This is a genomic window from Stenotrophomonas maltophilia group sp. LNF247, assembly GCF_054083135.1.
In genome coordinates this window covers 70,241-96,923 of the sequence record NZ_JBSRQL010000009.1, presented here as the reverse complement: position 1 = coordinate 96,923, position 26,683 = coordinate 70,241, and the positions used below count along the sequence as shown (strand labels likewise).

The window sequence follows — 26,683 nt, the reverse complement described above, 5'->3', positions numbered from 1 at the left end:
GCTCAGGCAAAGACAGGCAACGGCGGTGGCGCGGCGTCACGCACCGCCAGGGTCACGCGATCGCGCGCGCTGGCGAGAGCCTCCACCAGGCCGCGCACCTGTTCCGGCGTATGCAGCGCGGACAGTGTCACGCGCAGGCGTGCCTTGCCTTCCGGCACAGTCGGCGGGCGGATTGCACCGACCAGCCAGCCGGCCTGTTCCAGCGCCGTGGACATCGCCACGGCGGTGCGGTCATCGCCGAACAGCAGCGGCTGGATCGGTGTTTCCGAAGCCATCAGGTCCAGGCCATGGCGACGCGCTTCAGTGCGGAACAGCGCGATCAGGTCGGTCAGCTTTGTGCGACGCCAGTGGTCGCGGCGCGCCAGGCGCACTGCTTCAAGCGCAGCAGCGGCCATCGCCGGTGGCACGGCGGTGGTGTAGATGTACGGGCGCGCGGTTTCGGCCAGATGCTCGATCAGGTCGTCGCGGCCCAGCACCAGCGCACCGGAACCGCCCAGTGCCTTGCCCAGTGTGACCAGCTGCAGCGGTACGTCGTCCACGCCCAGTCCGGCGGCGGCCACGGCACCACGGCCATCACCGACCACGCCTACACCGTGCGCATCATCCACATAGAACAGCGCCTGTTGCAGGCGTGCCACAAGCGACAATGCACGCAGCGGTGCGATGTCGCCGTCCATGCTGAAGACACCATCGGTGGCCAGCATTGCCGCGCCGTCGGGCGCGTGCTTGAGCTGGCGCATCGCGCCTTCCGCATCCAGGTGCGGGTAGCGGCGCAGGCGCGCACCGGCCAGCCGGGTGGCATCAAGGAGGCTGGCGTGGTTGAGCTTGTCCTGTACGCAGACATCGTTCTCTTCGCTCAGCAGTGCCTGCTGCACCGCCAGATTGGCGGCGAAGCCACTGCCGAACAGCAGCGCACGCGGATAGCCCAGCCACTCGGCCACCTCGCGTTCCAGCGCCTCATGCAGGGCATGATGGCCGCAGACCAGGTGCGAGGCACCGGCGCCAGCGCCTTCGCGTGCGGCGGCGTCCTGCAGCGCGTTGACCACGCTGAACTGCTGGGCCAGGCCCAGGTAGTCGTTGCTGCAGAAGCCGGTCAGCCACTGGCCGTCCACTTCCAGGCGCACGCCATCACGACGGGTGACCATGCGTCGCGGGCGGCGACGGCCTTGGGCATCGCGCAGAGCGCGCTGGGCGTGGAGGCGGGCGGTCAGGTCGGGGCGGGCCATGGTGGCTGAATGCGTCGACGGGGCGGCTAGGGTAGCGCGTTGCCGCGGCGCCTGCTTGCGGCCCGTCTCAGGCCGCGTGAGCGCAGCCACAGCCGGGCGTATCGGCACTGATATCGGCGTGCACGGTACCGCCGTGGTCGTGGCCTTCGGCATCCACCTGCACCGCCATCGGCTGTAGCCCCAGCCGTGCGAACAGCGCCAGATCGCGCTCGCTTTCCGGGTTGCCGGTGGTCAGCAGCTTGTCGCCGTAGAAGATGGAGTTGGCGCCGGCCAGGAAACACAGCGCCTGCAGTTCGTCACTCATCGCCTCGCGCCCGGCCGACAGCCGCACCATCGAGCGCGGCATGGCGATGCGGGCCACCGCGATCATGCGCACGAACTCGAATGGGTCCAGTTCGGCGCTGCCATGCAGCGGCGTACCTGCCACCTGCACCAGCTTGTTGATCGGCACCGAATCCGGATGCGCCGGCAGCGTGGCCAGCGCCAGCAGCAGGCCAACGCGCTGCGCGCGCGTCTCGCCCATGCCGACGATGCCGCCGCAGCAGGTCTTCAGGCCGGCATCGCGCACGTGTTCCAGCGTATCCAGGCGGTCCTGGTACTGGCGCGTGTGGATGATCGAATCGTAGTAGTCCGGCGCGGTGTCGAGGTTGTGGTTGTAGTAGTCCAGGCCGGCGTCCTTCAGCGCACGTGCCTGCTCGCCGCTGAGCATGCCCAGCGTGGCGCAGGTCTCCAGGCCCAGTGCCTTCACCCCGGCGATCATCGCCGCCACCTTCGGAATGTCGCGATCCTTCGGTGAACGCCATGCGGCACCCATGCAGAAGCGCGACGCACCGGCGGCCTTGGCCTGGCGCGCCTTGGCCAGCACCGCGTCGGTCTCCATCAGCTTCTGCGCGTTCACCCCGGTGCTGTAGCGCTGCGCCTGAGGGCAGTACGCGCAGTCTTCCGGGCAGCCTCCGGTCTTCACCGACAACAGCGTGGACACCTGCACCTGCGCCGGGTCGAAGTGCTCACGGTGGACCGCCGCAGCGCGGAACAGCAGCTCGGGCAACGGCAGGTCGAACAGGGCCTGCAGTTCGTCGTGTTGCCAGTCGTGGCGGATGGCAGCAGCCATGGCGGACCTTGGGTACGAGTGGAGCGAGGGCGGCAGTGTGGGTGGGGGGGCACGGGCTGTCAACTTTTAGTTTGATGTTTTGGTTTACTTGGCCGTGACTGGAATGGAATCCCATACAAGCGATGGCCATGGCGCTGCATCGATTGCGGGCATCGCTGCTGCCGCGGCGAACCCCGTCCTCGGGCCGGGAGCGGGGGCAGCCTGCGCGGTGAGCTTGGCCCGAACATCGTCAGGATCGACCCGCGCAGCGCGTTGGACGTAACCTCAAGCACAAACGTTCAATCGGGCAGCGCTGCAATGGACAATCCGGACAACTGGCAGCCGATCACCCGGGAAGAACTGGAAACCCTGGTCGCACGGCAGTTGCAGGATTGCTCACCTGTCCAACGAGCCACCTTCGAATCCCTGCGCGTGCCATTCCATGCGGTTCGGTTGCACAGGCTGGGCATGATTGAGTGGGTCTGGGCGGTCGCACAGCTGCCCGACGGGTTGCTGTACTACGAGGACGTTGAGGAAGGATTCGAGATGGGCACGCCGGGAGAGGATGGTGTGTTGCCGAACCAAGGCTGTTCTCAGCTGACGCTGACCCACATTCTCCATCGTTTGGTGATCTGAGCATCAGATCTCGCAGATCGCTGCATCTGCCCGAGTTCAGGACGCTCTTCTGGCGGCATACGTGCATTTCACCGCATCCTGCAAGGCCTTCGGCCACAGTGGCCGCTGTCTAACCAAAGCGCTGGCGCGCAGACTTTGACTCATGACCGATCTCCATCGCCTTCGCGGCCGCATCACCGCGCTGGTCCTAAGCGAGGCATGGCGCCGCCGTGCCGCGCTCTGGGGCGGGGCTGTGGCCGTAGCGCTGGTGGCCATCCTGTTCGCCAAGGCCAGCGATGCGGCCTTCCATCTGTTCCAGCGCATCACGTCGCACTCGCCATGGTGGGCCCTGCTGCTCACGCCCGGCATCTTCGCGCTGCTGGCGTGGCTCACTTCCGGCGTGCTGAAGCCCACGCGGGGCAGCGGCATTCCGCAGGTCATCGCTGCGCTGGACAAGGCCGATGAGCCGTTCCGGAAAACCAACCTTTCCCCAGCGGTTTCGGCCGGCAAGCTGCTGCTGACCTCGCTGTCGCTGCTGGGGGGCGCATCGGTCGGGCGCGAGGGGCCCACCGTGCACGTAGGCGCAAGCCTGATGTATCTGTTCGGCCGCTGGTTCGGTTTCAAGGATCCCCGCGAGCTCTCGCACTTCCTGCTGGCCGGTGGTGCGGCGGGTATCGCGGCGGCCTTCAACACGCCGCTGGCCGGTATCGTCTTCGCCATCGAGGAGCTCAGCGGCCGCTTCGAGCATCGTTTCTCAGGCACCCTGCTGACCGCAGTGATCGTCGGCGGCGTGGTGTCGCTGGGCCTGCTCGGCAACTACACCTACTTCGGCCATGTGAGTGCACGCCTGCCGCTCGGCCAGGGCTGGCTGGCCATCCTGCTTTGCGGCGTGGTGGCAGGGCTGCTGGGCGGCCTGTTCGCGCGTGCGGTGCTGGCCAGTGCGGCGGGCCGCCCGCGTTGGCTCGGGCAACTGCGGCAGCGGCATCCGGTGCTGCTGGCCGCAGGCTGCGGCATGGCGGTGGTACTGCTCGCCCTGGTCTTCGGTGAAGGCGCGTTCGGCACCGGCTACGAGCAGGCGCGCAGCCTGGTGCAGGGGCAGGCGCTGGTCGGCCACGAGTTCGGGTTGATGAAGCTGCTGGCCAACCTCGCATCGTACGTGGCCGGTATTCCCGGAGGCTTGTTCTCGCCCGCGCTGGCGGTCGGTGCGGGACTGGGCCACAATCTGGCGGTGCTGATGCCGGGCGTGGACCCGCGCGCGTTCGTGCTGCTGGGCATGTGTGCGTACCTCACCGGCGTTACCCAGGCCCCGCTGACGTCGGCGGTGATCTCGCTGGAGCTGACCGACAGTGGTGATCTGCTGCTGCCGATCCTGGCCACGGTGCTGATCGCGCGTGGCGTGTCCGGGCTGGTCTGCCGGGTGCCGATCTACCGTGGGTTGGCAGAGTTGTTGATCGGGCCCGCCGCTACGCCACCGGCGACCGGACAGGGTGAACGCCTTTCCTGACGGGCGGCGGCCCCCGTCGCAGTTGAGGGCAGTTCCGACACTGCAATCGGTGCTTCGCCGATGGCCGCACGCGGCGTGCGCCATCAAGTATTGGGTGATGCGTACTTATCGCCTGCGTTCGGCAACCCGTGTCTCGCGCGCACTGCTTGGTGTGCTGCTACCGCTCCGCTGCCTGGTCTGCGGCGACCCGGGCCACGATGATCTTGATCTGTGCTGCGCTTGCCTGGCCGATCTGCCCTGGGCAGGCCGTGCCTGCCTGCGCTGCGCGTTGCCGTTGCCCGACACCGCGTTGATCGTCTGTGGCAGCTGCCGCGAGGAGGTACCGCCACAGACGGCTACCCACGCCAGCCTGCTGTACCTGCCACCGGTCGACCAGTTGCTGGTCCGCTACAAGTTCCATCAGGATCTCGCAGCCGGACGCCTGCTCGCGCAGCTGATGCAGCGCGCACCGCCGCCGTGGTGGTGTCCACCGCTGGTGCCGGTGCCGCTGCACAATCGCCGGCTGCGCCAGCGCGGCTACAACCAGGCGGGCGAGCTGTGCCGGCTGCTGCCGATGCCGGTCTGGCAGGGGCTGTACCGGCGGCGCCACACCGCGCCGCAGTCCGAGCGCACGGCCGAACAGCGCAGGGAAAATCTGTTCGATGCGTTCGATGTGCGTGGCTTGGTGCCAACGCGGCTGACCGTGGTCGATGATGTGATGACCACCGGCAGCACGGTGATGGAGGTTGCCGAGACGCTGCGCCTGGTGGGCGCTGCGGAGGTGCGCGTGTGGGTCTGCGCGCGGGCGCCGTGATCGCCCTCTTCATCCACAGGGGCTAGGATGAGGCCGGTTCCGGATCGAAGGAGTGGTCATGAATTCCCCCTTGTCTCCCTTGCTGTCGGCGGTTGGCCGTAGCTGGTGGATCCTGCTGCTGTACGGGCTTGTCGCACTGGGTTTTGGCATCGTTGCCATCGGCTGGCCCTTGTCCGCAGCGATGGCGCTGGCGTGGACACTGGGCGTGATGGCCATCGTTGAAGGTGTCATCAGCCTGTTCGCACTGATCAGCGGCGGCAGTGGTGCCTCGCGTGGGTGGCTGGCGCTGTATGCCATCGCCTCGCTGGGCTTCGGCATCCTGGCGGTGATCAACCCGCTGGCCACCGCCAGCGTGCTGGTGTTGTTCCTCGCAGCGTGGCTGCTGGTGGCGGGCATCTATCGCATCGTGTTCGCGATCCGCGTGCGCAAGCAGATCCAGGGCGAGTGGTTGCTGATACTCAGTGGTGTGCTTGCGGTGGTGCTGGGCCTGCTGTTTGCGGCCAACCCGTACGCAGGCGTGGCGGTGACCACGCTGTGGATCGGCATCGGCAGCCTGCTGTATGGGCTGCTGCAGGTACTGGTGGCATTCAAGCTGCGGAAGCTGAAGTGAGGGCTGCGCTTTCCCTGTTGCTGGGCGTGGCGTTGGCCCTGACCGGATGCATGCCTGGCGCCACACCCGATGCCTTGGCAGGCAAGGATCATGCGCCACGCCCCGGCGTGGATGTGCGCCTGAGCGCGGTGGACGCCTCCGGCAAAGGCCGGCCGGCGCAATGGCAAGGCGAAACCCTGGCCCTGCGCGAGCCGCCGATTGCCGGCAGTGCGGACATTGCTGATGTGCGCTACGTACTGGACGATGCCAAGCAGCCCGGCCTGCAGATCCGCTACCGGCCCGAAGCGCACCAGCGCATCCACGATGACACGGCAGCACTGGTGGGCCAGCGGGCAGCGATCAGCGTGGATGGCCGTGTGCTGATGGTGGCGACGGTGCAGGGGCCGTTCGGCGAATCGATGATGCTGAGCGGGCTGCCCAGCGTTGCCGAGGCGCAGGAGCTGGCGAAGCACATCACTGGCGACTGACGGACGCGCCATGAACCCGCGCCGCGCGGGGAGGTCGACCAAGGTCGACCGCTACCGGGCGAACCGCGCCTCGATCTCTTCCAGCGACTTGCCCTTGGTCTCCGGCAGCCAGAATGCGGCCACCAGGAAGAACACGAAGGTACACGCCGCCCAGAACACGAACATGCTCGCATAGCCGTAGTGGCCCACCGTGGGCAGGAAGATCGCGGCGATGGTGGTGGACACGAACTGGTTGATCAGCAGCGCGATGCTCATGCCGTTGGAACGGATGCGGTTCGGCATCAGTTCCGACAGTGCCAGCCACACGCAGACGCCGGGGCCGACCGCGAAGAACGCCACGAACACCAGGATGCAGGCGGCCACGGCCCAGCCATGGGCCGGCGGCGGCACCGGGCCGATGCGGGCCTGCTCGATGCGCAATGGCGCCTGGCTGGCACTGGCCGGGTCGGCGAACGGGTTCAGATGCAGCTTGCGGAAGAACGCACCGATCACGCTGTCCGGCTGCACGGTGCCGGCACGCTCGATGCGCAGCTCGCGGTCGGTCAGGTTGTCGCTGCGGAGGGCGCGCACATTGGTGAAGTCGCCGTAGGCATACGACACGGTCAGTTGCAGCGGCCGGCCTTCGCTGTCGATGCCAGCGCCGAGGCGCTGCCACTGCGCATCATCCAGCACCAGCCGCAGGCCGTCGCCGCTGACCGCTGCCTGCAGTTGCGGCTGCACGTCGGTACGGCCGCGTTCGGCCTGGAAGAACAGCGTGGCCGCGCCCAGCAGGGCCACGCAGATGCCGCCGCTGCCGAGCATCAGCAGGAATTTGCGGCCCTTGCGATCGACCAGCAGCAGCGCGACCACGGTCATCACCGCATTCAGCAGCTTGATCGCCACGTCGGCGCCGTTGGCCACCGAGCCGGACAGGCCGGCCTGGTTGAGGATGTTCACCGCGTAGGCCAGCACCGAATTGATGCCGGTGGCCTGGGTGCAGGCCAGCACCACGCAGGCCAGCACGAACGGCACCACGTAGCGGCGGCTGAGCAGTGGGTCTCGCTTGCCGTCGCTGCTGCTCGATTCCGGCGCCTGGATCTGGGCCAGCGTGGGCTCAACCTCTGCGGCGGGGAGGACGCGCTGAAGGCTGCGCCGGGCTTCAGCGATGCGGCCGCGGCGCACCAGCCAGCGTGGCGATTCGGACAGCAAGAAGATACCGGCGCAGAACAGCAGGCCAGGCGCCAGACAACTCCAGAAGATGGTGCGCCAGGCGTGGTCCTTCACCGTGAACAGTTCCTGCGCCTGCTGCGCGACCGGCAGCGAGCGCACGGCTTCGGCGGCGGCATCCACCGCATGGGCGTGGTACAGCCCGATCAGTGCCGCCAGCACCAGGCCGATGGTCAGCAGCAGCTGGAACATCGCCGCACCGCGTCCACGCCGCTCGGGGCTGAGCACTTCGGCCAGGTACAGTGGAATCACGACGCCGATCAAACCGCCACTGATGCCCTGCAGCAGCCGCCCGAGCAGCAGCGGCGTGTAGCCGGAGGCCAGTGCCATGATCGGAATCGAAGCGGTGAACAGCAGGCCGGCCAGCAGCATCGCGCCGCGGCGGCCAATCAGGTCGGCGACCATGCCGGCGAACAGCGAGGACAGCACGCTGCCCAGCAGTACCGCCGCCACCACGAAGCCGAGTTGCTGGCTGCTGAGCTGCCAGGCGTGACTGGCGGTCGCTTCAAGATAGGGCAGGGCACCGGCGATGATGCCGATGTCGATGCCGTACAGCAGGCCCCCCAGGCCGCCGATGAAGAGCAGGTAGCGTACGGGCCAGCGCGGGGCGGTGCTTGCAGTCATCGGCAGTTCCTGTGGTAGCGCCGGGCCAGGCCCGGCGGCGGTTCGTCGCAGAGTGCATTCTGTAGAGCCGAGCCATGCTCGGCTGCTTTCCATTCCGATATCGAGGTTCCCCATGCCGCGCTTCGCGCGGTGAGCCGAGCATGGCTCGGCTCTACAGGGAGCCCGCGCGGCATCCGGGCCGCATCGCTTGCGTCAGGTCAGATCGACCACGCGCCCACCAATGACCACCTGCTGCAGGCGCAGTTCGGCGTCCAGCACCACCAGGTCGGCGCGGGCGTCGGGCGCGATGCGGCCGCGATCGCCCAGGCCCAGATAGTCGGCCGGGAAGGTGGAAACCCGCTGCGAGGCGTCGGCCAGGTCCAGGCCGACGCGCACCAGGTTGCGCAGCGCCTGGTCCATGGTCAGTGCGCTGCCGGCCAGCGAACCCGTCGCCAGGCGCACGCAGCCGCCGCACTTGTGCACGCGCTGCTCGCCCAGCGCGTACTCGCCGTCGGGCATGCCGGTGGCGGCAGTCGCGTCGGTCACCGCGTACAGGCGCGGAATCGCGCGCGCGGCCAGGCGGATCACGCCGGGATGGATGTGCTGCAGGTCGGGAATGATCTCGGCGTACTGCGCATGTGCCAGCGCCGCCGCGGCGATGCCAGGCCGGTAGTGGTCGACGCCGGTCATGCCGTTGAACAGATGGGTGAAGCCGGAAGCCCCGGCCTGCAGCGCAGCAACACCTTCTTCGTAAGTGCCAGCGCTGTGGCCAAGCTGCACACGGATGCCCATTGCCGAAAGCGCGGGAATCAGCGCGGTGTGCTCGCCGATTTCCGGCGCCAGTGTCATCACCCGAATCGGCGCCAGCGCGTGCAGCTGCTGCACCAGTGCCACCGTCGCCTCGATCGTACGATTGGGCTGTGCGCCCAGCCGCTGCGGGCTGATGAACGGTCCTTCCAGATGTACGCCGACGATGCTGGCGGCGTCGGCATCGGGCGCCGCCATCGCCGCAGCGACGCCGTGCAGCGCGTGCTCGATCTCGTCCAGCCCGGCGGTCATGGTGGTCGCCAGCAGCGTGGTGGTGCCGAAGCGCAGATGGGTGCGGGCGATGGTGCGTGCCACGTCGCCGCCCTGCATCAGGTCCACGCCGGCCGCGCCATGCACATGCAGGTCGACGAAGCCGGGCAGGATCACCGGCAGCTGCAGGTCGTCGGCGCCGCTGTGGTCGTCCACCTGCAGCTGGCGCACGTGCGAATCGAAGTGGACCTGGCCACGCCGCCAGCCCAGCGGGGTGAGGATGCGGCCATGCAGGGTGCGGGTGTCGGTCATGCAGTGGGCTCGGCGATGATCACTTCGATGCCCACCCGCTGCAGCCCTTCACGGGTTGCGTCGTCGATGCCGGCGTCGGTGATGATGGCGTGGATCTGATCGAGAAGTGCGATGCGGTGCAGGCTGACGCGGCCGAACTTGGAGGCGTCGGTCAGCACCACGATGCGGCGCGCGCGCTCGACCATGCGGTGGTTGAGGCGGGCTTCGGCTTCATCGTGGGTGGTCAGCCCGAACTGCAGGTCCAGGCCGTCCACGCCCAGAAACAGGGTGTCGAAGCTGTAGGAGTTGAGGCTGGCTTCGGCCTGGCTGCCCTGCAGCGACAACGACTGCTGGCGCAGCAGTCCACCGGTCAGCAGCACGTTGATGCCCGGCGCGTTGGCCAGTTCCCAGGCGATGTTCAACCCATTGGTCATCACCGTCACGTCGCGCTGGGTGCGCAAGTGGCGGGCCAGGGTCATCGTGGTCGAGCCGGAGTCGATGATGATGTTGTCACCGGGCCGCACCAGGCGCGCGGCACACGCGCCGATCGATTCCTTCAGCGGCAGGTTCAGTGCGTCCTTTTCGTGGATGTCCTGTTCCTGTGGCGGCGTGCGCACCAGCGTGGCGCCGCCGTGAGTACGATTGGCCAGGCCCTGCGATTCGAAGTGGGTCAGGTCGGCACGGATGGTCACCGCCGACACGCCGAAGCGCTCGACCAGATCGGCCACCTGCACCGAGCCGTGCTCGATCAGCAGCTGCAGGATCTGTTGCCGGCGGGAGCGGGTGTTGCGCATGGCCATTCTCGGTGTCGCGGGGAAAGGTAAAGATTAGCCGTTCGCAGCAATGGCGGCAGCCGCGTCTGCGTGATGCGTGCGGGTTCCGGCCTGGTTGGCGCTGCAGGCACGGGCGTACTCGCCCAGGCACAGGCCGACGCGATGCCGTGCCAGCGCGGTAGGCGTATTGGCCAGCGTGCCCTCGCGCACGGCCCGGTACTGCTCCGGCAGGTACTGGCTGAGCAGTACCAGCGGCGGCGCGTGCTGTTCCAGGTTGGCGAACAGGGTCTGCACCGCCTGCACCAGCGCGGGCTCGCCCCAGTAGTAGCGGCAGCGGTCGCTGAAGGAATAGCTGCGCAGCAGGCGCAGCGCTGCCTCATCGCCCTGGTAGTAGGACTGCCAGTACTTCGGCTGCGCCACCATCACTTCATCCAGCACCTGCGGCAGGCGCGAGCACTGTGCGGCCGGCAGCAGTTCGGCCTCGATCGCGGCCAGCGCGAACAGCGCTTCGCGGTAGGCGAAGGTCGCCGCCGGGCCGACCTTGAGGATGGCGAAGTGGTCGCGCACCAAGGCGTGCAGGCCACTTTCGCGCTGGTAGTCGGTGGAATGCGCTTCGAACACGATGCGCGGCTGCTGTTCGAGGAAGTCGGCCAGCGTGCTGGCGGCGGCCGGGTCGTACTCGTGCACACTGCTGTGGTCGAAGTCCACGCCCGGTTGCACCACCATGGCGATCACGCGCTGCCACGCATCGCGCAGCTGCGGCGTATCGAACGCCTGCTGATGAATCGCCAGGGTCTGCGCGGCAGCAGCGGGCGTGGTCACCTGCAGGCCCTCGGCCAGCGAGGCTTCACCCCCGGGAATCGGCACCTCGGTACCGATCACGTAGACCGGCGGCGGCAGGCCATGTTCGGCGGCGGTGCGCTCGGCGATCTCGGCCAGCTCGGCCGAACGTGCAGCGACGACGGCATCGGGCAGCGGCACCGGGTCATCGGCGCAGGACATGCTGCAATCGAGGTGGATCTTGTGGAAACCGGCGGCGACATAGGCTTCGATCAGCACGCGTGCGTGGGTCATCGCTTCAGCGGCCGGGCGCTTCTGCCAGGCATTCGGGCCGAGGTGGTCGCCACCCAGGATCAGCCGCTCGCGCGGGAAACCTTCTTCATCGGCCAGCGTGCCCACGTAATCGCGGTACTGCGGCGGGGTCATCCCGGTGTAGCCGCCGAACTGGTCGACCTGGTTGGAGGTGGCCTCGATCAGCAGCACGGTACCGTGCGCCAGCGCCACGTGCATGGCCGCGCGCAGCACCTGCTCGTTGCTGCAGCAGACGCTGTACAGGCCGACGTTGGCACCGGCGCGGTGGGAAGCAAGCAGGGTCTGCAACGGGGACATGGTCAGGCTCCGGTCAATCAGGAAAACGAGGGTTGGCAGGCGAGCAGGGCGGCACCACGTGCGCCACCGGCATCGCCGAAGCGTGGCGGCACGATCGGTGGCACCTGCACACCCTTGAACAGGTGGGTGGCGATGGCGGCGGGCAGGTGCTGGTACAGCGGCGCGTACTGCGAAAGGCCGCCGCCGAGCACGATCACGTGCGGGTCCAGCGCCAGCACCAGCGCGGCCAGGCTGTGGCCGAGCAGGTCGCGGTGGATGTCCAGCGCCTTGCGCGCGCGGGCATCACCGGCTTCGGCCAGGGCGATCACGGCGCTGGCGTCGGCGGCGCTGCCACCAAGGTGGCGCTCGATCATCGCCACGCCACTGCCGGACACATAACGCTCCACGCAGCCCTGCAGGCCGCAGGCGCAGTCGATCAGCGGCAGGCCGTGGCGCTGCAGCAGATGACCGGGCACGCTCCAGTGGCCCCATTCGCCGGCCAGCCCGTTGAAACCGGTCAGCAGGCGGCCCTGCAGGCAGAAGCCACCACCGGCACCAGTGCCGAGAATGGCGCCGAACATGCTGGGGTAGCCGTCAGCCGCGCCGCCGTGCGCTTCAGACAGGGCAAAGCACTGCAGATCGTTGCCGAAGTGCAGCGGGCGCTGCAGGCGTGCCTGCAGATCCTGCGCCACGCATTGGCCGGTCAGTGCAGGCACGTTCGCGCTGAGTTGGCGGCCGCTGCGGCGGTCGCGCACGCCGGGCAGGGCGATGCCGATGGCCGCATCGCTGCGGCCGAGGGCAGCGTCCGCCTCGGCGACCAGCGCCACCACCGCCTGCAGGAAGCCGTCGTAGTCACCCTGTGGGGTGGCCACGCGGCGGCGCCAGGTGACCTGCATCGCCGCATCGCACGCCACCAGCTCGATCTTGGTGCCGCCGATGTCGATGCCATAGCAGGCGTGGGCGATCAGCTCAGCCATGGTGGATGGTGACGCCCTTGACGACGCGGTTGACGGTGCCGTCCGGGAACGGGTTGTCCGGGGTCAGGCCCAGCGCGGCCGAGCGCTGCAGCGCGAACAACTGCGCGAAGCCCAGCCACACCGGTGCCAGCCACGGATCGTCCAGTGCCGGTACGGTGAGGGTGTATTCGTCATCGGCGCCGATGTCCGAATGCGGGCCGATCGCCAGCACCTGGCCGGCCACGCCGTCGCGGCGCAGCTCTTCCAGCAGGTCCTGTTCGTAGCGGCGCGCCAGCGGCTGCACGCTGCGCAGCACCACCACCAGGGTGTTGCCGTCCAGCGTCGACTTCGGGCCATGGCGGAACCCCAGGGGCGTGTTGGCCAACGCCAGCACGCGGCCGGCGGTCAGCTCCAGCACCTTCAGCGCGCACTCGCGCGCCAGCGCTTCCAGCGGGCCGCTGCCGAGGTAGATGATGCGGTTGAACGGGCGCTGCGCCAGCGCCGCCACCGGTGCATCCCACTGCGCCTGGCCTTCGCGGGCCAGCGCGGCGATCTGCTTCAGGCGCGCCACGCGCGCATCCCACGGCGAACGATCGAACACGGTCAGTGCGGCCAGCAGCATGCAGGTCAGGCTGCTGGTCATGGCGAAGGCGCGGTCGCAGCTGGCCGACGGCATCAGCAGCGTGCAGGTATCGGCACGGCCGGCACCACGACGGGCGAGTTCGCCATCGGCGTTGCAGGTGATGTCGAGGAAGCGTGCCTCATCCACATCGGCACGCACGCGGTCCACCGCGGCCACGCTTTCCGGACTGGAACCACTGCGGCCGAACGACACCAGCAGGGTGGGGCGGTCGCGCTGCAGGTACAGCGCAGGATGGGTCAGCAGGCTGGTGGTGTGCACCACGCGCACCTCGGCCGGCCACTGCGCATTGATCGCGTCGGCCACCATCTCGGCGATGAAGCCCGAACTGCCGGCGCCGGTGAACAGCACGCGCTGGTTGGGATCGTTGAGGCTGTTGCCAAGAAAGGCCTGCAGGCGGTCGCGGGCACGCGACAGATCCTGGGCGAGGGCTTCCCACAGCGCGGGCTGCTGGGCGATTTCGGTAGCGGTATCGGCTCCGCCCAGGCGCTGCCAGGCGGACACATCGGAAAGCAGGGTGACGTCCATTCGGAGGTTCCAGTTGGGCCAGCGCACCATCTGCGTTTTCTTTCGAAATGTCAAACATCGAAAGTAAAAAGAAAGAAAATAGCGCGATGACTTTTCTCGCTGCCGAGTGCTCGGGAAAACGAAAGAACGGGGCAAATGCCGTATCGCACAACGCTTAACAGGCGGCTGCAAGCGTTTACACAAAGTATTGCAACGCAACAACTTTCGTTTCAAAGGAATATATCTTCCTTTTTCCTTTCAATTTGTTGACATCTTTCGAATCGCTGCCCTAGAGTCGGCCCAACCGCTTTCGAAACGCCCGGTAAACGGGTTGGGAGTCCGTGTGGAAATCTGCGTTCGTCGCTCGCCGCTGATGCTGGCCCTGGTGCCGGCCTTGATGCTGGCGTCCATGACGGCCCGCGCCGAGCCGGTCGGCAACCTGCGTTCGGTTGCCGCCAGCGCCAGCCGCGACGGCGTGCAGGGCTGGGACCTGCAGACCGACAAGGGCGCGCGCATCCGCATCGAACTGCCGGCCACCGACATCGTCCGCGTGCAGGCCGGCCGCAACGGCACGCTGACCGGCGCCGGCGACAAGGCCGCGCCGATCGTGCTGCCGCAGCCCAAGGCCAACGTGCAGGCGAAGCTGGAAGAAGACGCGCAGGAAATCCGCGTGCGCACCGAGTCCCTGGTGCTGCATGTACAGCGGCAGCCGCTAAGCATGCGCCTGGAACGGCTGGACAACGGCCAACCCACCGCGCTGTGGCAGGAACTGCAGCCGCTGGACCTGGATGCCACGCAGAGCGTGCAGGTGCTGTCCTCGCAGGCCGATGAGGGCTACTTCGGTGGCGGCCAGCAGAACGGCCGCTACCAGTTCAAGGGCCGCGAGCTGGAGGTGTCCTATTCCGGCGGCTGGGAAGAGGGCGACCGCCCCAGCCCTGCACCGATGCTGCTGAGCAGCCGTGGCTGGGGCATGCTGCGCAATACCTGGAGCGATGGCAGCTACGATCTGCGCGAGGCCGACCAGTCCACGCTGCTGCATCGCGAAGACCGCTTCGATGCCTATTACTTCGTCGGCGCCGACCTGCCGAAACTGATCGAGCGCTACACCCAGCTGACTGGCCGCCCGAACATGGTCGCGCGCTGGGCGCTGTCCTACGGCGACGCCGATTGCTACAACGATGGCGACAACAGCAGGAAGCCCGGCACCGTGCCCGAAGGCTGGAGTGACGGCCCGACCGGCACCACCCCCGATGTGATCGACAGCGTGGCCAAGCAGTACCGCGCCCACGACATGCCCGGTGGCTGGATCCTGCCCAACGACGGCTACGGCTGCGGTTACAAACAGTTGCCGGAAACCGTGAAGGGGCTGGCCGGCTACGGTTTCCGCACCGGACTGTGGACCGAGAACGGCGTCGACAAGATCGCCTGGGAAGTGGGCAAGGCCGGCAGCCGCGTGCAAAAGCTGGACGTGGCCTGGACCGGCAAGGGCTACCAGTTCGCGATGGACGCCAACCGTCAGGCGTTCAACGGCATCCTCGACAACTCCGATTCGCGCCCGTTCCTGTGGACGGTGATGGGCTGGGCCGGCATCCAGCGCTACGCGGTGGCATGGACCGGCGACCAGAGCAGCAGCTGGGATTACATCCGCTGGCACGTGCCGACCCTGGTCGGTTCGGGCCTGTCCGGCATGGCCTACGCCAGTGGCGACGTGGATGCGATCTTCGGCGGCAGCGCCGAGACCTTCACCCGCGACCTGCAGTGGAAAGCCTTCACCCCGGTGCTGATGGGCATGAGCGGCTGGTCGTCGAACGCACGCAAGCACCCCTGGTGGTACGACGAGCCCTATCGCAGCATCAACCGCGATTACCTGAAGTTGAAGATGCGCCTGACCCCGTACATGTACGGGCTCGTGCACGAGGCCGCGCAGACCGGTGCACCGCCGGTGCGCGGCCTGATGTGGGACAACCCGCGCGACCCGCATGCGCAGGATGAAACCTACAAGTACCAGTTCCTGCTTGGCCGCGATCTGCTGGTGGCGCCGGTGTACCGCAGCCAGGCGGCCAGCCGTGGCTGGCGCCGCGATATCCACCTGCCGGCCGGCGGCTGGATCGACTACTGGGATGGCCGCCGCGTGCAGGCCGGCGCCGACGGCCGCCAGCTCGACCGCCAGGTGGACCTGGCCACGCTGCCGGTGTTCGTGCGTGCCGGTGCGATCCTGCCGATGTACCCCTCGATGCTGTTCGACGGCGAAAAGCCGCTCGATGAAGTGACCTTCGATCTGTATCCGCAGGGCGAGTCGCAGTACACGCTGTACGAAGACGATGGCAACACGCGCCGCTACCAGCAGGGTGAGTCGAGCACGCAGCAGATCCGAGTGCAGGCGCCAGCGCAGGGCAGTGGCCCGGTGCAGGTGCAGATCGATGCGGTGCAGGGCCAGTACAACGGCCAGCTGCCGCAGCGCCGCTACGGCCTGCGCGTGCTCAGCCGCCAGGCGCCGCGTGCGGTGCATGCCGGTGGCCGCGCGTTGCCGGCGCTGGCCGATGCGGCGGCGTTCAACGGTGCGGCTGAAGGCTGGTACTTCGATGCCAAGGAGCGCCGTGGCACGCTGCACGTGCGTACCGCTACCCAGGACATCCGCCAGCCGCTGCAGCTGCAGCTGGACTTCGAGGTGGCCGCTGCGGCCGCCGACGATGCCTATCCGGCTGCGCCGGTACTCGGCCGCGAACTGCCGGCCGACAGCCTGCTGGTGGTCAATCGCCCGGCCGAAGAGCCCGGCCATGCGCTGGAAAATGCCTTCGATGATGACCCGGCCACCTGGTTCCGCAGTGTGCGCAACCAAGCCGTGCGCACCGGTGCGCATGAGTGGGTGATCGGGTTCGGCGAGCGCAGGATGATCGATGGCATCGACATCGCGCCGCGCAACGACAAGAACTGGAAGCACGGCCAGGTACGCGACTACGAGGTGTACCTGGGCGACAGCAATGGCGAATGGGGTGAGCCGATCGCACGTGGCCGCCTGCAGCTGAAGGAAGGCGTGCAGCGCATCGCGTTCCCGGCCCATGCCGGCCGCCTGCTGCGCTTCCGCGTGCTGAGCGTGCAGAACCCGGAAGGCGATGGCGCCAGCAGCACCGATCCGATGGTTACCGCCGCACAGGGCAGTGCCCGCGCCTTCGATGCGCTGCAGCCGCGCGACGTCGGCCCGATCGCACTGTCCACCTTCCACATCCTCGAACACCAGGAACCGGAGCGACCGGCCCGGCAGCGCTATCTCTCCGAGCTGCCGGTGCCGGCCGCGCTGGCCAGCCAGGTGCGCGCCGACCAGTCGTTCCGTGGCGACGCCGGCATGCGCATGAACGGCCTGCAGTTCCGCCGTGGCCTGGGCGTCGGCGCCAACAGCCGCATCGACCTGCGCCTGCAGGGCGGCTGGCACCTGCTGCGTGCCGACCTCGGCATCGACGACGCCTGCCGCAGCGCCGGTGGCCTGCAGTTCCAGGTCTGGGGTGACAACCGCCTGCTGTACGACAGCGGCCTGGTGAAGGCACCCGGCGTGGTCAAGCCGGAGCTGGACATCCGTGGCCTTTCCACCCTGAGCCTGCGCACGCTGGGTGCGCAGGGCAGCCAACCCGCCCAGGTCTGTGCCAACTGGGCCAACGCCGTACTGATCGGCCAGGAGGGCGACTCCGCCAGCATCGTCGCCCCATGACCCCCTCGTAACACCGCTCCTCCCCCCGCCCATTCCGACTACGGCCCTCGTGGCCGTGGCCCGGGAGCGTTTTGCCCGCCGAACGCCCACGCGCTCACTTATTGCGCTGCACCCCTGCCAGGAGAGAACCCCGATGTTGCCCGCCCGCCACCACCGCCCCCCCTGTCGTTCGATCGCTCCGCTGTCGCTGGCCATCGCCGGCGTGCTGCTGTCGGTCGCCGTTCCTGCCTTCGCCCAGGAGAGCAAGGACAAGGCCACCGACCTGGCCCGCATCGAGGTCACCGGCTCCAACATCCGCCGCACCGACGTTGAAACCGCCTCGCCGGTGCAGGTGATCAGCAAGCAGGACATCCAGAACATGGGTGCGCGCACGCTGCTGCAGGTGCTCGACAACCTGCCGGCCGCCCGCCCGGCGCAGCAGGACGCGCGTTCGCTGTTCACCGGTTCCGACGGTGCTTCGCAGGCCAACCTGCGTGGCTTGGGCGCGCAGGGCACCCTGGTGCTGCTGAATGGTCGTCGCCTGTCGTACTACGGTGCACCGGCCGGCTTCCAGACCCAGTTCGTCAACATCGACGCGATCCCGGCTGCGGCCATCGAACGCATGGAAGTGCTGACCGACGGCGCTTCGGCGGTGTACGGCACCGACGCGGTGGCCGGCGTGATCAACGTGATCACCAAGCGCAACTTCCAGGGCGCCGAGGTCAGCTTCACCAACGACACCTCCTCGCGCATCGACTCCTACGGCGAGCGCCAGGCCAGCATCACCGCCGGCTTCGGTGACCTGGCCGAGAACCGCTTCAACATCTACGGTGCGGTCAACATGTACCGCCGCGACGCGATTCCGCTGAGCGATTTCTACGACAAGCGGCCCGACCAGTACTACGTCAACAATCCGAACTACCTCAACAACCTGCGCCTGGGCGTGGGCAGCAAGCCGGGTGAATTCAATCCGGGCACTTACTTCGCCTTCGATCCGGTCACCGGCCGCCGCGTGCAGGAAGCCGCGCCGGGCTGCAGGAACGTGCTGACCAGTGAAGCGGCCGGCCCGCGTTGCGTCTGGGAAACCTGGATGAACAACGAGATCGACGCCGGTGCCAAGTCCGAGCGCAACACCGCCTACCTCAACGGCACTTTCCTGGTGGGTGACAGCACCGAGATCTTCGCCGAGGCGACCTACACCGACATCGACCTGCGCGCCAACGGCGGCACGCCGCGCACCTACGGCACCACCACCGGCAACCCGACCAGCTGGTTCTCGCGCAATACCGGCAACACCGTCAACCAGTTCCTGTACCCGTTCCTGGGCCCCAACAACGAATACAACCATGCCAGTCCGCAGTTGAAGGCGATGATGGGCGGGGTGGTCGGCCTGAACTACCTGCTGCAGGATGCCGGCCCGAACTACTTCGGCCAGCGCAACACCGACAAGAGCTACCGCGTGCTGGCCGGTGCGCGTGGCAACCGAGGTGACTGGAACTGGGAGACCGCCTTCGCCAGCGCCGGTACCCACTCCACCACCTACCAGACGATCAACGTCAACACCAAGGGCTTCGAGAAGGCGTTCGGGCCGTACACGATCGATCCGGGTACCGGTCGGGTGATCATTTCCGACCACCCGGCGTACAAGTTCGGCGAGATCAGCGAAGCCAACGCCGCATTGATCCGTGAAGCGTTCCCGACCTTCGACATCCAGTCGTGGACCCGCCTGCATACCCTGGACGGCAAGATCGAAGGACCGCTGTTCCAGCTGCCGGCCGGTGAGATGCGCGCCGCGTTCGGCTTCAACGCCAGCCGCGAGACCTTCTACACCCCGGGTAATGCGGATGCGGCCAACGGCCTGATCACCCAGCAGGGTGGCTCGTGGTTCGATGGCAAGCGCAACACTTACGCGCTGTTCGCCGAGACCGTGGCGCCGATCACCGACAAGCTGGAAGTGGATGCGGCGGTGCGCGTGGACAAGTACCCGAACTTCAGTGCCAACGTGGCGCCGAAGATCGGCTTCAAGTACCAGGCCTTCGACCAGCTGATGCTGCGCGGCACCTATTCCACCGGCTTCCGCGCACCGAGCCTGGCCGAGTCCGGCAATGGCGGCGTGTTCGCACAGCTCGGTGGCTTCCGTGATGAACTGCGCTGCGGCGAGACCAACGCCATCGCCAACCTGCTGCTGAAGTCGCAGCGGCCCGGTGACGTCGACCTCGGCAAGAACCTGCTGAACGTCGACTGCAGCCGCACCGTGGCGCGCATGACCCAGCCGAACAAGGACCTGAAGCCGGAAAAGGCCAAGATCGCCACCCTCGGCTTCGTATACGAGCCAGCAACCTGGCTGTCGGTGTCGGCCGACTACTGGTTCATCTACCGTGACAATGAAATCGTCGCGCCGGACTACCGCCGCATGGAAGACATCATCTCGATGTCGCGCTCGCCGATCACCGACAGCGACCGTGCCAATCTTGCCCAGTTGGCGGCGATGTGCGCCGACCCGGCCAGCGGCGTGAGCTGCCCGGCCACCCTGCCGGGCTACTCCGCCGGCAACGTGGCCAGCGTGGTCGGCCAGTACAAGAACCGCGGCAAGACGCTGATCGACGGATTCGACATCGACGCGCGCAGCCGCTTCTCGCTGGGCGACTGGGGCAACCTGAACATCGGCCTGGCCGCCACCATCGCCAACCGCAACCGCTTCTACATGGACGCGGAGAACGGCTGGTACTACGGCGACGTGGTGGGCTACTACAACAACCCGCGCCTGCGTGCCACGCTCAATGCAGACTGGACCTACAAGCAGGTGACCACCAGCATGTTCGTCAACTACGTGGGCGGCACCAAGTGGGCCACCGACCAGATCGACGAAGAGAGCAACAACAAGGAAACCTGCACCGGCGGCTACCTGGCCCTGCAGAAGAGCAAGTGCGATGGTGCACCGTCGTGGTGGACCGCCAACATGAGCGTCACCTGGCGCCCGGATGACGCGTGGAACCTGAGCTTCACCGTCAAGAACCTGTTCAACCGCCTGCCGTTCTACGATCCGAACAGCTTCCTGGGTGACTCCAGTGACTACGCCACCATCTTCGGTCGTGGTTACAGTGTGACCATCGGCTACCGATTCAAGTAATTCCGTTTGCGTGACCCGGCGGGCCGGCTACGGCCGGCTCGCTGCCAAGAGGAGAGATGTCTGCCATGAAGCGTAGGGAATTCATCGCGGCCAGTGCCGCTGTCGCCGCCAGCAGCCTGCTGCCGCAGACCCCGGCATGGGCACGCGGGCGCAAGGTGCGCCTGGCCATGATCGGCACCGGGATGCGTGGGCTGGTGCTGCTGAAGGAGCTGGTGCGCCGCGACGATGTCGAGGTGGTCGCGTTGTGCGACATCGAGCCGATCATGCTCGGCCGCGCCATGGACATGGTGGCCAAGGCCGGCAAGCCGGCCCCGAAGACCTACGGCCAGGATCGCGACACCAATGCCTGGAAGCGCCTGTTGGATCAGAAGGGCATCGATGGCGTGATCATCGCCACGCCGTGGGAGTACCACGCGCCGATGGCGATTGCCGCGATGCAGGCCGGCGTGGCCGTGGGCTGCGAAGTAGTGGCCGGCATCACCCTGCAGGACCACTGGGACGTGTTGAAGACCCAGCTGAGCACCGGTACCCCGTACATGCTGCTGGAGAACGTCTGCTACCGCCGCGACGTGATGGCGGCGTTGCAGATGGTGCGCCAGGGCCTGTTCGGCGAGCTGGTGCATCTGCAGGCCGGCTACCAGCACGACCTGCGCGGCGTGAAGTTCAATTCCGGCGACCCCAACCAGCCCTACGACAGCGGCGTGGAGTTCGGGCCCAAGGGCTGGAGCGAAGCCCGCTGGCGCACCGAGCATTCGGTGGAGCGCAACGGCGAGCTGTACCCCAGCCACGGCATCGGCCCTTGCGCGATGTACACCGGCATCAACCGTGGCAACCGCTTCACCCACATCAATGCCTTCGCGACCAAGGCGCGTGGCCTGCACGAATACACCGTGGCCAAGAGTGGCGGCATCACCCACCCCAGCACCAAGGTAAAGTTCAAGCTCGGCGACATCGTCACCACCACGCTGGCCTGCGAGAACGGCGAGACCATCCTGCTGCAGCACGACACCTCGCTGCCGCGCCCGTACTCGATGGGCTTCCGCGTGCAGGGCACCAAGGGTCTGTGGATGGACGTGAACCATTCGATCCACATCGAAGGCCGCAGCCCGCCGCACCAGTGGGAGGAGTTCAAGAAGTACCAGGACGAGTACGAGCACCCGCTGTGGAAGCAGAATGCCGATACCGCCGCCAGCGCCGGCCACGGTGGCATGGACTGGTTCGTCATCCATGCCTTCGTGGAAGCGCTGAAGGCCAAGGCGCCGATGCCGATCGACATCTACGATGCGGTGACCTGGAGTGCGATCACGCCGCTGAGCGAGCAGTCGATCGCCAACGGCTTCCAGACGTTGGAGTTCCCGGACTTTACTGCTGGTGCGTGGAAGACGCGCAAGCCGATCTTCGCGTTCGATGGCAGGTACTGATCTGTACAGCAACGGCAACGCCGGGCAATGCGCGGCGTCGCTGTCTGCATCGGTGCATTGACACCCGTAGAGCCGAGCCCACGCTCGGCTGCCTTTCCCGCCGGCCGCATTAAACTAGCGGCCCCACCGTTGGCGGAGCCCCATGCCTTGCCATGGCAGAAGATCAGCGAACTTCCTGACCAGCGATTCGTCGGCCCCTACGGCACCAAATTCTGGCGAATCCACGAAGGCCAAGTGTTCCACCAGGGTCGGTTGCTGTGCAATGCCGATGCAGCGAGCTTCGAGTACATTCCGGCGCACTACTTCATCGGTCGCGACGCGCACGCGGTCTACCATGCTTGGACCTGGCAGACCTCCATCGACCGCGACAGCTTTCGTCAATGTGGCGCGTACTGGCTGGACAACCACGCCGTCTACTTCGAGCACGAGACCTCGCTGAGGGCGCTGGCCGAGGCAGATTGCACGACGTTCCGCGAACTAGGCGGCGGCTACGGTGGCGACGACCATGGCGGCTGGTACTGCGGGCGGCGGATGAGCACTGCCTGCGTGGGGATCTGCTGCAGGTGGTGGCGGAGGACCCGCTGTTCGCCCCTGATGACAGCAATGTCTACTGCGATGGCAAGCCGCTGCCCGGGGGGATTCCGCGTGCTGGTGGCTGCTGGGCGGACACTTCTCGGGCGATGGCCGCCGGGTCTACTACCCGGAGCGGAAGCTGCCGAGGGTGGATGTGGCGTCGTGGCGGAGGCTGGAGGGGAGCTGGTCGCGGGATGCGACTCAGGTGTTCCGCATGCATCTGGTTGAGAGGGATGCTGGGGTGCGGGCGTTGTATGGGGTTGAGTGACGGGGACGCGCGCGGCCGGTTGGCCATGGGTCTGTGTCGCCAGCTGAAGCGCCTGGCGGTGGGGCATCTGGGATACCGGATGCTGCTGGGGAGACGTCCTGCTGGGGGGCGAGGTCTGCAAGGGCAGACTGGTGCAAGGGAAGATGGCGCGCCCGGAGGGATTCGAACCCCCGACCAATGGCTTCGGAAGCCACTACTCTATCCGGCTGAGCTACGGGCGCGTTGTACTGCAGAGAGCGAGACTGGTGCTCCCAATCTGAGGATTGTACGTAGTTTTTCCCGAAGTACCAACTGCTGGCCCAGTGACTGCTTGACCTGGTCCGCGCTGATCCCAGTCGCGTCTGACTATGCATGCCTGTCAGCCGACCTCAACACAGTCAGCTAGCCTCTCGTGACCCCGAGCTGCCTGAAGGCAGCTTCCTCGGTACCTGGAATCGGGTCATTTGGCTTCGCGGGTATCATTCGTACGTCGCGGAACGAGATGCGCTTCTCAGCAAGATCGGAGCGCTCTGGGCAGTAGAGCCCGAACTTTACGAACAGCCCGCGCCTGTCGTTGAACCCTATGCCGCCGGTCTGTTCAAAGGCTTTACCGTTCATCCATATCTTGATATGCCCGTTGTAGTAATCAAACGTCTGATGGACGACTACCTCGTTCCATTGGCCGAATCTGACAGCGCCGAGTTGAACAGTCCCCTTGTTGGTGTAGATGAATCCAGACGCATCTTTGGGGGTGACCCGCTCACTGCTTGACCGGTAGTCATACTGGATGTTCCGGCCGCGAATGACGAAACTGGAAACGGGGTTTCGCCACTCTTCTCCGAGGTCGATGTCAGGCATGCTGTGGTACTGCAGGATGATTGAGAACCGTGAATCACCTGCAAAATACTTCTCTTCTGCAAAGAATTTGAAGGATAACCACTGCTCCTTGAGCCAAGGCATCGGCTTTGTTCTGAGTTCAGTGCCCTTTGTGGCGCGCGTACCGTCCCAGTCAGCCATTCTCCAGTCGAAATCGTAAGTCGTGCCGCTTCCCGCGTCTGAGGCGTTGCCTGAGCCGGCTGCTCGAAGTGAAGGCGTCGTCTTTATCGAGTAGCTGAAAGGGGCCTCACGTTGAAGCTCCGGAATCCCATCTAGAGACGCTTGGCTGGCCCGCACGCAGCCTGCACTGAGCGGAGCCGCCGCAATGAGCAGGAGGATGGCCGCGCGAACAATTACGGGGTTCTCGTTCCAGCAATTCATGTCCTGTAGCCTGTACTGAATGATCCGTAGCCGATTGTCAGCAACGGCATGGGTCTTCAGTGCCCAATGGGCGTCACCGCGCCGCTGCGTTGAAGTCTGGGGTGCGCCACCAGGCGAAAAACCCCATGCACAGTGCCATGTAAGGTGCCGCAAGTCCGCTATAGATGACGTGTCCTGCAGTGACACTGACCGCCAGTAGTATGGTGGAAAAAACCAGGCCAGTGGAAAGGGCTGGACTCTTCCTCAATAGTGCAGTGGTGGATTTAAAGAAGAGCGCAAGATAAGGCAGGTAGTAGATCACGAGGCCTGTGATTCCAAATCCGCCGAGGATGTCCAGGACATCGATCTCAACGGGGTGCCCCAACCGAACAAGCATCTCGTGCCGGCCGGGTCCGAACAGCGATTCTACAATGGTGTAGTTGGCCCACACGTTATCGAGGAAATCCCGGGCAAACTGGTCTCTTCCGCTGAAGATGACGAACAAAAGACCAAATTCGTCGAAGAAGTACTCCATGCGCGCCAGCAGCCCGGTGCGTTCGATCAGGGAAATAGCGAATGGCGCAGCTGCAATGGCAATGATTGCAGAGAATACGCCTATCGCAAGCGCCTTCAGGGACGACATCTTGAAGGTAAGAAGTCCTCTGGCGAACTCGATTGCGGGGAATGCAAAGGAAATGATCAGAGACCCCAGCATGGCGGCCTTGGTTGCTTTGAGAACGGACGCCACAAAGAAAACCGCACAGATCAGAAGGTACTTCACCATGCTTGATCGGTTCTGGCTGTGATAGGTAATTCCGCACAGGACAACCTGACACAGCAGTAGAAGGAATGACATCTCATTGCCGGCATAGATGAAGCCGACGGCGCCGATCTGCTCGGAATCACTGTACTTGCCATACTGCGAGTAGCCAAAACCGAGAGTGCCAAGCATCAGGTTGATGAAGAGTACGGCTGACACGAAGGCGATGCACTTGTAGATCCACGATAGACCGATTCGGCCACGGTCCAAGAGTTGCTTGAAAACGTGGTATCCCAGCCAGACGATGTTGAACCTGAGCAGCCACTGGACATCCGAGGTGAGCGCCTCCAAGGTGCCATTCGGGATGATATGGATGGCAACGAAAATGATGTTGCTCAGCAAACAGGCGCAGATCGTCAGCAATCCAGATCTGGTCCGTGCGCTGTATATGAACAGCAGCAGCAGGTACGCGACCTTGAATGCCTGGGATAGCCCGGAAATGCCAATTCCTCGCATGAGGGCGCCGTTCATGGTATCCACAACGATCAGGAACGGCGTAAGCAGCAGTATCAACTGCGCCACGATCGCCGGAACTGAATTGGTCGTCTGCCAGGCTGATCGGCCGGGCGAATCTGCGGTGATTCGGCTGTTAATCATTGTTCTGTCGACCCGGTGCATCCATGCTCACTTTTCGGTACCGCGTTCAGACCCACTAGTGCCGGTCTGGTTCAAACCCGTGCTTCGGGTTATCCGCCCAACCGTGAATGCGCAGGCAGTGGTATGGATCAATACAGCTGCCACCGATGATGCGGCGAGCAGGGTGGCGGATCCAATATAGGCGGCTGTCAGTGCCACTGCCAGCTGGATTGCAGAGCTGGCGGCGAATATTCCGGCAACACGTGATACCTGATTGTGCATGATAAGTGCAACCGAGAAGGTACCCATTGCCATGTTTGCGGCTTGGCCGAGCAGCAGTATCCGCAAGAGGGTGCTGGATTGCGAGTATTCGGGCCCGAATATTGACAGTGCTTGGGGTGCAAATATGAAAAGCAAAATGATTGCCGGCAGGCCGATCAGGGAAATGCTTCGCGAGGCACTTGCTGCAACGCCCCGCAGATCCTTGATGCTGGTTGTGGCATATGTGCGTGCATAAACCGATGTGGCGGATACCATCAGAAGCTGGATTATCGCGACCAGGCGCGCACTCAGCGCAAAGCCTGCGGCATCCGCTGAGGAGAGAAAAATGCCCGCGATGAAGGTTGGAAGCCATTGTTCGAGCGTATTGGACATGCCAATGACCGCAAACGGTCGGGTTTCACCTTCCGCAATTCTCACCTTGGCGCTTTTCGGGCCCGAAGCTGGGGGCCTCAGGGTCAGGATGGCGAATGCAGCCGCAAGCAGCCAGCCACCCGTGTAGGCGATGGAGAAGATGAGCGCGGAAGGTGCGTACGCCAGAGGAAAAAGCAGGATTGCCAACGCGGCCAAGGCGATGGCTGATGGCAGTACGGAGATGGTCGCGGTTCCGTGGACTGCTGCACCGCTGCCTATCGCAGCAGTGCCAGCAGCGTTGGCGAGCGCGATACCTGCAATGGCGATGGACAGGATTGCAAGGCACAGAAGATTTGCATCCCAGTGCATGGTCGAATCGAGCCAGGCACCGTATGCCACAAGCAGAATGGCGAGCGCGACAGCACCGACGGCGATGCGCAGTCCATACGCGGCAATTACCAAGCCGGCTGCGCTTCGTGCATCCGTACTACGTGACTCGACCGCGCCCAGCTTCATGAACGCCTTGTCGAGGCCGGCTCTGGCGAAAACAGCGAGGAGCGATGTTGCCGCTATGGCCCAGAGGACGCGACCCGCATCGTCGATATCCAGCAATCTGCCAACAAGAAGGCTGACCAGGAATGTAAAAACGGCACCTACGCCGCGCATTCCCGAAATTCCGAGCAGTCTGGAGAGCATTGA

The 26,683-nt window shown here is 65.8% G+C and carries 19 protein-coding genes and 1 tRNA gene; 8 read left to right on the top strand and 12 right to left on the bottom strand.

Annotated elements, in window-relative coordinates:
* Positions 1-2: 2 nt before the first annotated feature.
* On the bottom strand, positions 3-1,226 hold the full coding sequence (bioF, locus tag ACTXG9_RS11110) for an 8-amino-7-oxononanoate synthase (protein WP_456115711.1): 1,224 nt from the start codon (positions 1,224-1,226) through the stop codon (positions 3-5).
* Positions 1,227-1,293: 67 nt separating this feature from the next.
* Complete coding sequence (bioB, locus tag ACTXG9_RS11105) at positions 1,294-2,337, bottom strand: biotin synthase BioB (RefSeq protein WP_019661641.1); 1,044 nt, start codon at positions 2,335-2,337, stop codon at positions 1,294-1,296.
* Positions 2,338-2,634: 297 nt separating this feature from the next.
* On the opposite strand from bioB, the gene ACTXG9_RS11100 reads away from it, so the two are divergent.
* The 5 genes from ACTXG9_RS11100 (at position 2,635) to ACTXG9_RS11080 (ending at position 6,305) form a co-directional block, all read left to right on the top strand.
* A complete protein-coding gene (locus tag ACTXG9_RS11100; RefSeq protein ID WP_111098629.1) occupies positions 2,635-2,952 on the top strand; it encodes a hypothetical protein in 318 nt (105 codons plus the stop codon).
* Between the two features lie 142 nt (positions 2,953-3,094).
* Positions 3,095-4,435 (top strand): chloride channel protein, encoded by a 1,341-nt coding sequence (locus ACTXG9_RS11095; RefSeq protein ID WP_058979044.1) that lies wholly within the window; start codon positions 3,095-3,097, stop codon positions 4,433-4,435.
* Positions 4,436-4,532: 97 nt separating this feature from the next.
* Positions 4,533-5,228, top strand: coding sequence for a ComF family protein (locus tag ACTXG9_RS11090; protein WP_180832723.1), 696 nt, complete (start codon positions 4,533-4,535; stop codon positions 5,226-5,228).
* 58 nt (positions 5,229-5,286) lie between these two features.
* Complete coding sequence (locus ACTXG9_RS11085) at positions 5,287-5,838, top strand: HdeD family acid-resistance protein (RefSeq protein ID WP_021203354.1); 552 nt, start codon at positions 5,287-5,289, stop codon at positions 5,836-5,838.
* A 50-nt stretch (positions 5,839-5,888) separates the two neighbouring features.
* Entirely contained in the window at positions 5,889-6,305 is a 417-nt protein-coding gene (locus ACTXG9_RS11080; RefSeq protein WP_111098672.1) for a SecDF P1 head subdomain-containing protein, read from the top strand.
* 51 nt (positions 6,306-6,356) lie between these two features.
* Here the strand turns inward: ACTXG9_RS11080 and ACTXG9_RS11075 are convergent, their stop codons facing one another.
* The 6 genes from ACTXG9_RS11075 to ACTXG9_RS11050 form a co-directional block, all read right to left on the bottom strand.
* On the bottom strand, positions 6,357-8,135 hold the full coding sequence (locus tag ACTXG9_RS11075) for an MFS transporter (protein WP_111103898.1): 1,779 nt from the start codon (positions 8,133-8,135) through the stop codon (positions 6,357-6,359).
* Positions 8,136-8,327: 192 nt separating this feature from the next.
* On the bottom strand, positions 8,328-9,443 hold the full coding sequence (nagA, locus tag ACTXG9_RS11070) for an N-acetylglucosamine-6-phosphate deacetylase (RefSeq protein ID WP_021203357.1): 1,116 nt from the start codon (positions 9,441-9,443) through the stop codon (positions 8,328-8,330).
* Positions 9,440-10,216: a DeoR family transcriptional regulator gene (locus tag ACTXG9_RS11065; RefSeq protein WP_031270180.1), complete on the bottom strand. Its 777-nt coding sequence runs from the start codon at positions 10,214-10,216 to the stop codon at positions 9,440-9,442. Before ACTXG9_RS11065 ends, nagA begins: the two co-directional genes overlap by 4 nt.
* Before the next feature lie 33 nt (positions 10,217-10,249).
* Complete coding sequence (locus tag ACTXG9_RS11060) at positions 10,250-11,584, bottom strand: D-tagatose-bisphosphate aldolase, class II, non-catalytic subunit (RefSeq protein WP_111098631.1); 1,335 nt, start codon at positions 11,582-11,584, stop codon at positions 10,250-10,252.
* A gap of 17 nt (positions 11,585-11,601) precedes the next feature.
* The gene (locus tag ACTXG9_RS11055) at positions 11,602-12,540 is read right to left on the bottom strand and encodes an ROK family protein (protein ID WP_111098632.1); all 939 of its coding nucleotides are present in this window, start codon (positions 12,538-12,540) and stop codon (positions 11,602-11,604) included.
* Positions 12,533-13,687: an SIS domain-containing protein gene (locus ACTXG9_RS11050; protein ID WP_456115712.1), complete on the bottom strand. Its 1,155-nt coding sequence runs from the start codon at positions 13,685-13,687 to the stop codon at positions 12,533-12,535. The genes ACTXG9_RS11055 and ACTXG9_RS11050 overlap by 8 nt, the downstream gene beginning before the upstream one ends.
* A 322-nt stretch (positions 13,688-14,009) precedes the next feature.
* On the opposite strand from ACTXG9_RS11050, the gene ACTXG9_RS11045 reads away from it, so the two are divergent.
* The 3 genes from ACTXG9_RS11045 to ACTXG9_RS11035 all read left to right on the top strand — a co-directional run bounded on the left by ACTXG9_RS11045 (position 14,010) and on the right by ACTXG9_RS11035 (position 21,899).
* Positions 14,010-17,369 carry a TIM-barrel domain-containing protein gene (locus tag ACTXG9_RS11045; RefSeq protein ID WP_456115713.1) on the top strand — a complete coding sequence of 1,120 codons (3,360 nt, stop codon included), beginning with the start codon at positions 14,010-14,012 and terminating at the stop codon, positions 17,367-17,369.
* A 133-nt stretch (positions 17,370-17,502) separates the two neighbouring features.
* On the top strand, positions 17,503-20,478 hold the full coding sequence (locus tag ACTXG9_RS11040) for a TonB-dependent receptor (RefSeq protein ID WP_456115714.1): 2,976 nt from the start codon (positions 17,503-17,505) through the stop codon (positions 20,476-20,478).
* 65 nt (positions 20,479-20,543) lie between these two features.
* Positions 20,544-21,899: a Gfo/Idh/MocA family protein gene (locus ACTXG9_RS11035; protein ID WP_456115715.1), complete on the top strand. Its 1,356-nt coding sequence runs from the start codon at positions 20,544-20,546 to the stop codon at positions 21,897-21,899.
* A gap of 985 nt (positions 21,900-22,884) precedes the next feature.
* On the opposite strand, the gene ACTXG9_RS11030 is transcribed toward ACTXG9_RS11035, so the two are convergent.
* The 4 genes from ACTXG9_RS11030 to ACTXG9_RS11015 all read right to left on the bottom strand — a co-directional run bounded on the left by ACTXG9_RS11030 (position 22,885) and on the right by ACTXG9_RS11015 (position 26,680).
* Positions 22,885-22,961 (bottom strand) — tRNA-Arg (locus ACTXG9_RS11030).
* A gap of 160 nt (positions 22,962-23,121) precedes the next feature.
* Positions 23,122-23,976, bottom strand: a complete 855-nt coding sequence (locus tag ACTXG9_RS11025; RefSeq protein WP_329858766.1) for a heparin lyase I family protein — start codon at positions 23,974-23,976, stop codon at positions 23,122-23,124.
* A 73-nt stretch (positions 23,977-24,049) separates the two neighbouring features.
* The gene (locus tag ACTXG9_RS11020) at positions 24,050-25,393 is read right to left on the bottom strand and encodes an O-antigen ligase family protein (protein WP_159360683.1); all 1,344 of its coding nucleotides are present in this window, start codon (positions 25,391-25,393) and stop codon (positions 24,050-24,052) included.
* Between the two features lie 6 nt (positions 25,394-25,399).
* Positions 25,400-26,680, bottom strand: coding sequence for a lipopolysaccharide biosynthesis protein (locus tag ACTXG9_RS11015; protein WP_329858765.1), 1,281 nt, complete (start codon positions 26,678-26,680; stop codon positions 25,400-25,402).
* Positions 26,681-26,683: the final 3 nt, after the last annotated feature.

What these genes read in the sequence shown, in the direction of transcription:
- bioF (WP_456115711.1), bottom strand. Translation starts at nt 1,226, where the DNA reads ATGGCCCGCCCCGACCTGACCGCCCGCCTCCACGCCCAGCGCGCTCTG.
- bioB (WP_019661641.1), bottom strand. Translation starts at nt 2,337, where the DNA reads ATGGCTGCTGCCATCCGCCACGACTGGCAACACGACGAACTGCAGGCC.
- ACTXG9_RS11100 (WP_111098629.1), top strand. Translation starts at nt 2,635, where the DNA reads ATGGACAATCCGGACAACTGGCAGCCGATCACCCGGGAAGAACTGGAA.
- ACTXG9_RS11095 (WP_058979044.1), top strand. Translation starts at nt 3,095, where the DNA reads ATGACCGATCTCCATCGCCTTCGCGGCCGCATCACCGCGCTGGTCCTA.
- ACTXG9_RS11090 (WP_180832723.1), top strand. Translation starts at nt 4,533, where the DNA reads ATGCGTACTTATCGCCTGCGTTCGGCAACCCGTGTCTCGCGCGCACTG.
- ACTXG9_RS11085 (WP_021203354.1), top strand. Translation starts at nt 5,287, where the DNA reads ATGAATTCCCCCTTGTCTCCCTTGCTGTCGGCGGTTGGCCGTAGCTGG.
- ACTXG9_RS11080 (WP_111098672.1), top strand. Translation starts at nt 5,889, where the DNA reads ATGCCTGGCGCCACACCCGATGCCTTGGCAGGCAAGGATCATGCGCCA.
- ACTXG9_RS11075 (WP_111103898.1), bottom strand. Translation starts at nt 8,135, where the DNA reads ATGACTGCAAGCACCGCCCCGCGCTGGCCCGTACGCTACCTGCTCTTC.
- nagA (WP_021203357.1), bottom strand. Translation starts at nt 9,443, where the DNA reads ATGACCGACACCCGCACCCTGCATGGCCGCATCCTCACCCCGCTGGGC.
- ACTXG9_RS11065 (WP_031270180.1), bottom strand. Translation starts at nt 10,216, where the DNA reads ATGCGCAACACCCGCTCCCGCCGGCAACAGATCCTGCAGCTGCTGATC.
- ACTXG9_RS11060 (WP_111098631.1), bottom strand. Translation starts at nt 11,584, where the DNA reads ATGTCCCCGTTGCAGACCCTGCTTGCTTCCCACCGCGCCGGTGCCAAC.
- ACTXG9_RS11055 (WP_111098632.1), bottom strand. Translation starts at nt 12,540, where the DNA reads ATGGCTGAGCTGATCGCCCACGCCTGCTATGGCATCGACATCGGCGGC.
- ACTXG9_RS11050 (WP_456115712.1), bottom strand. Translation starts at nt 13,687, where the DNA reads ATGGACGTCACCCTGCTTTCCGATGTGTCCGCCTGGCAGCGCCTGGGC.
- ACTXG9_RS11040 (WP_456115714.1), top strand. Translation starts at nt 17,503, where the DNA reads ATGTTGCCCGCCCGCCACCACCGCCCCCCCTGTCGTTCGATCGCTCCG.
- ACTXG9_RS11035 (WP_456115715.1), top strand. Translation starts at nt 20,544, where the DNA reads ATGAAGCGTAGGGAATTCATCGCGGCCAGTGCCGCTGTCGCCGCCAGC.
- ACTXG9_RS11025 (WP_329858766.1), bottom strand. Translation starts at nt 23,976, where the DNA reads ATGAATTGCTGGAACGAGAACCCCGTAATTGTTCGCGCGGCCATCCTC.
- ACTXG9_RS11020 (WP_159360683.1), bottom strand. Translation starts at nt 25,393, where the DNA reads ATGCACCGGGTCGACAGAACAATGATTAACAGCCGAATCACCGCAGAT.
- ACTXG9_RS11015 (WP_329858765.1), bottom strand. Translation starts at nt 26,680, where the DNA reads ATGCTCTCCAGACTGCTCGGAATTTCGGGAATGCGCGGCGTAGGTGCC.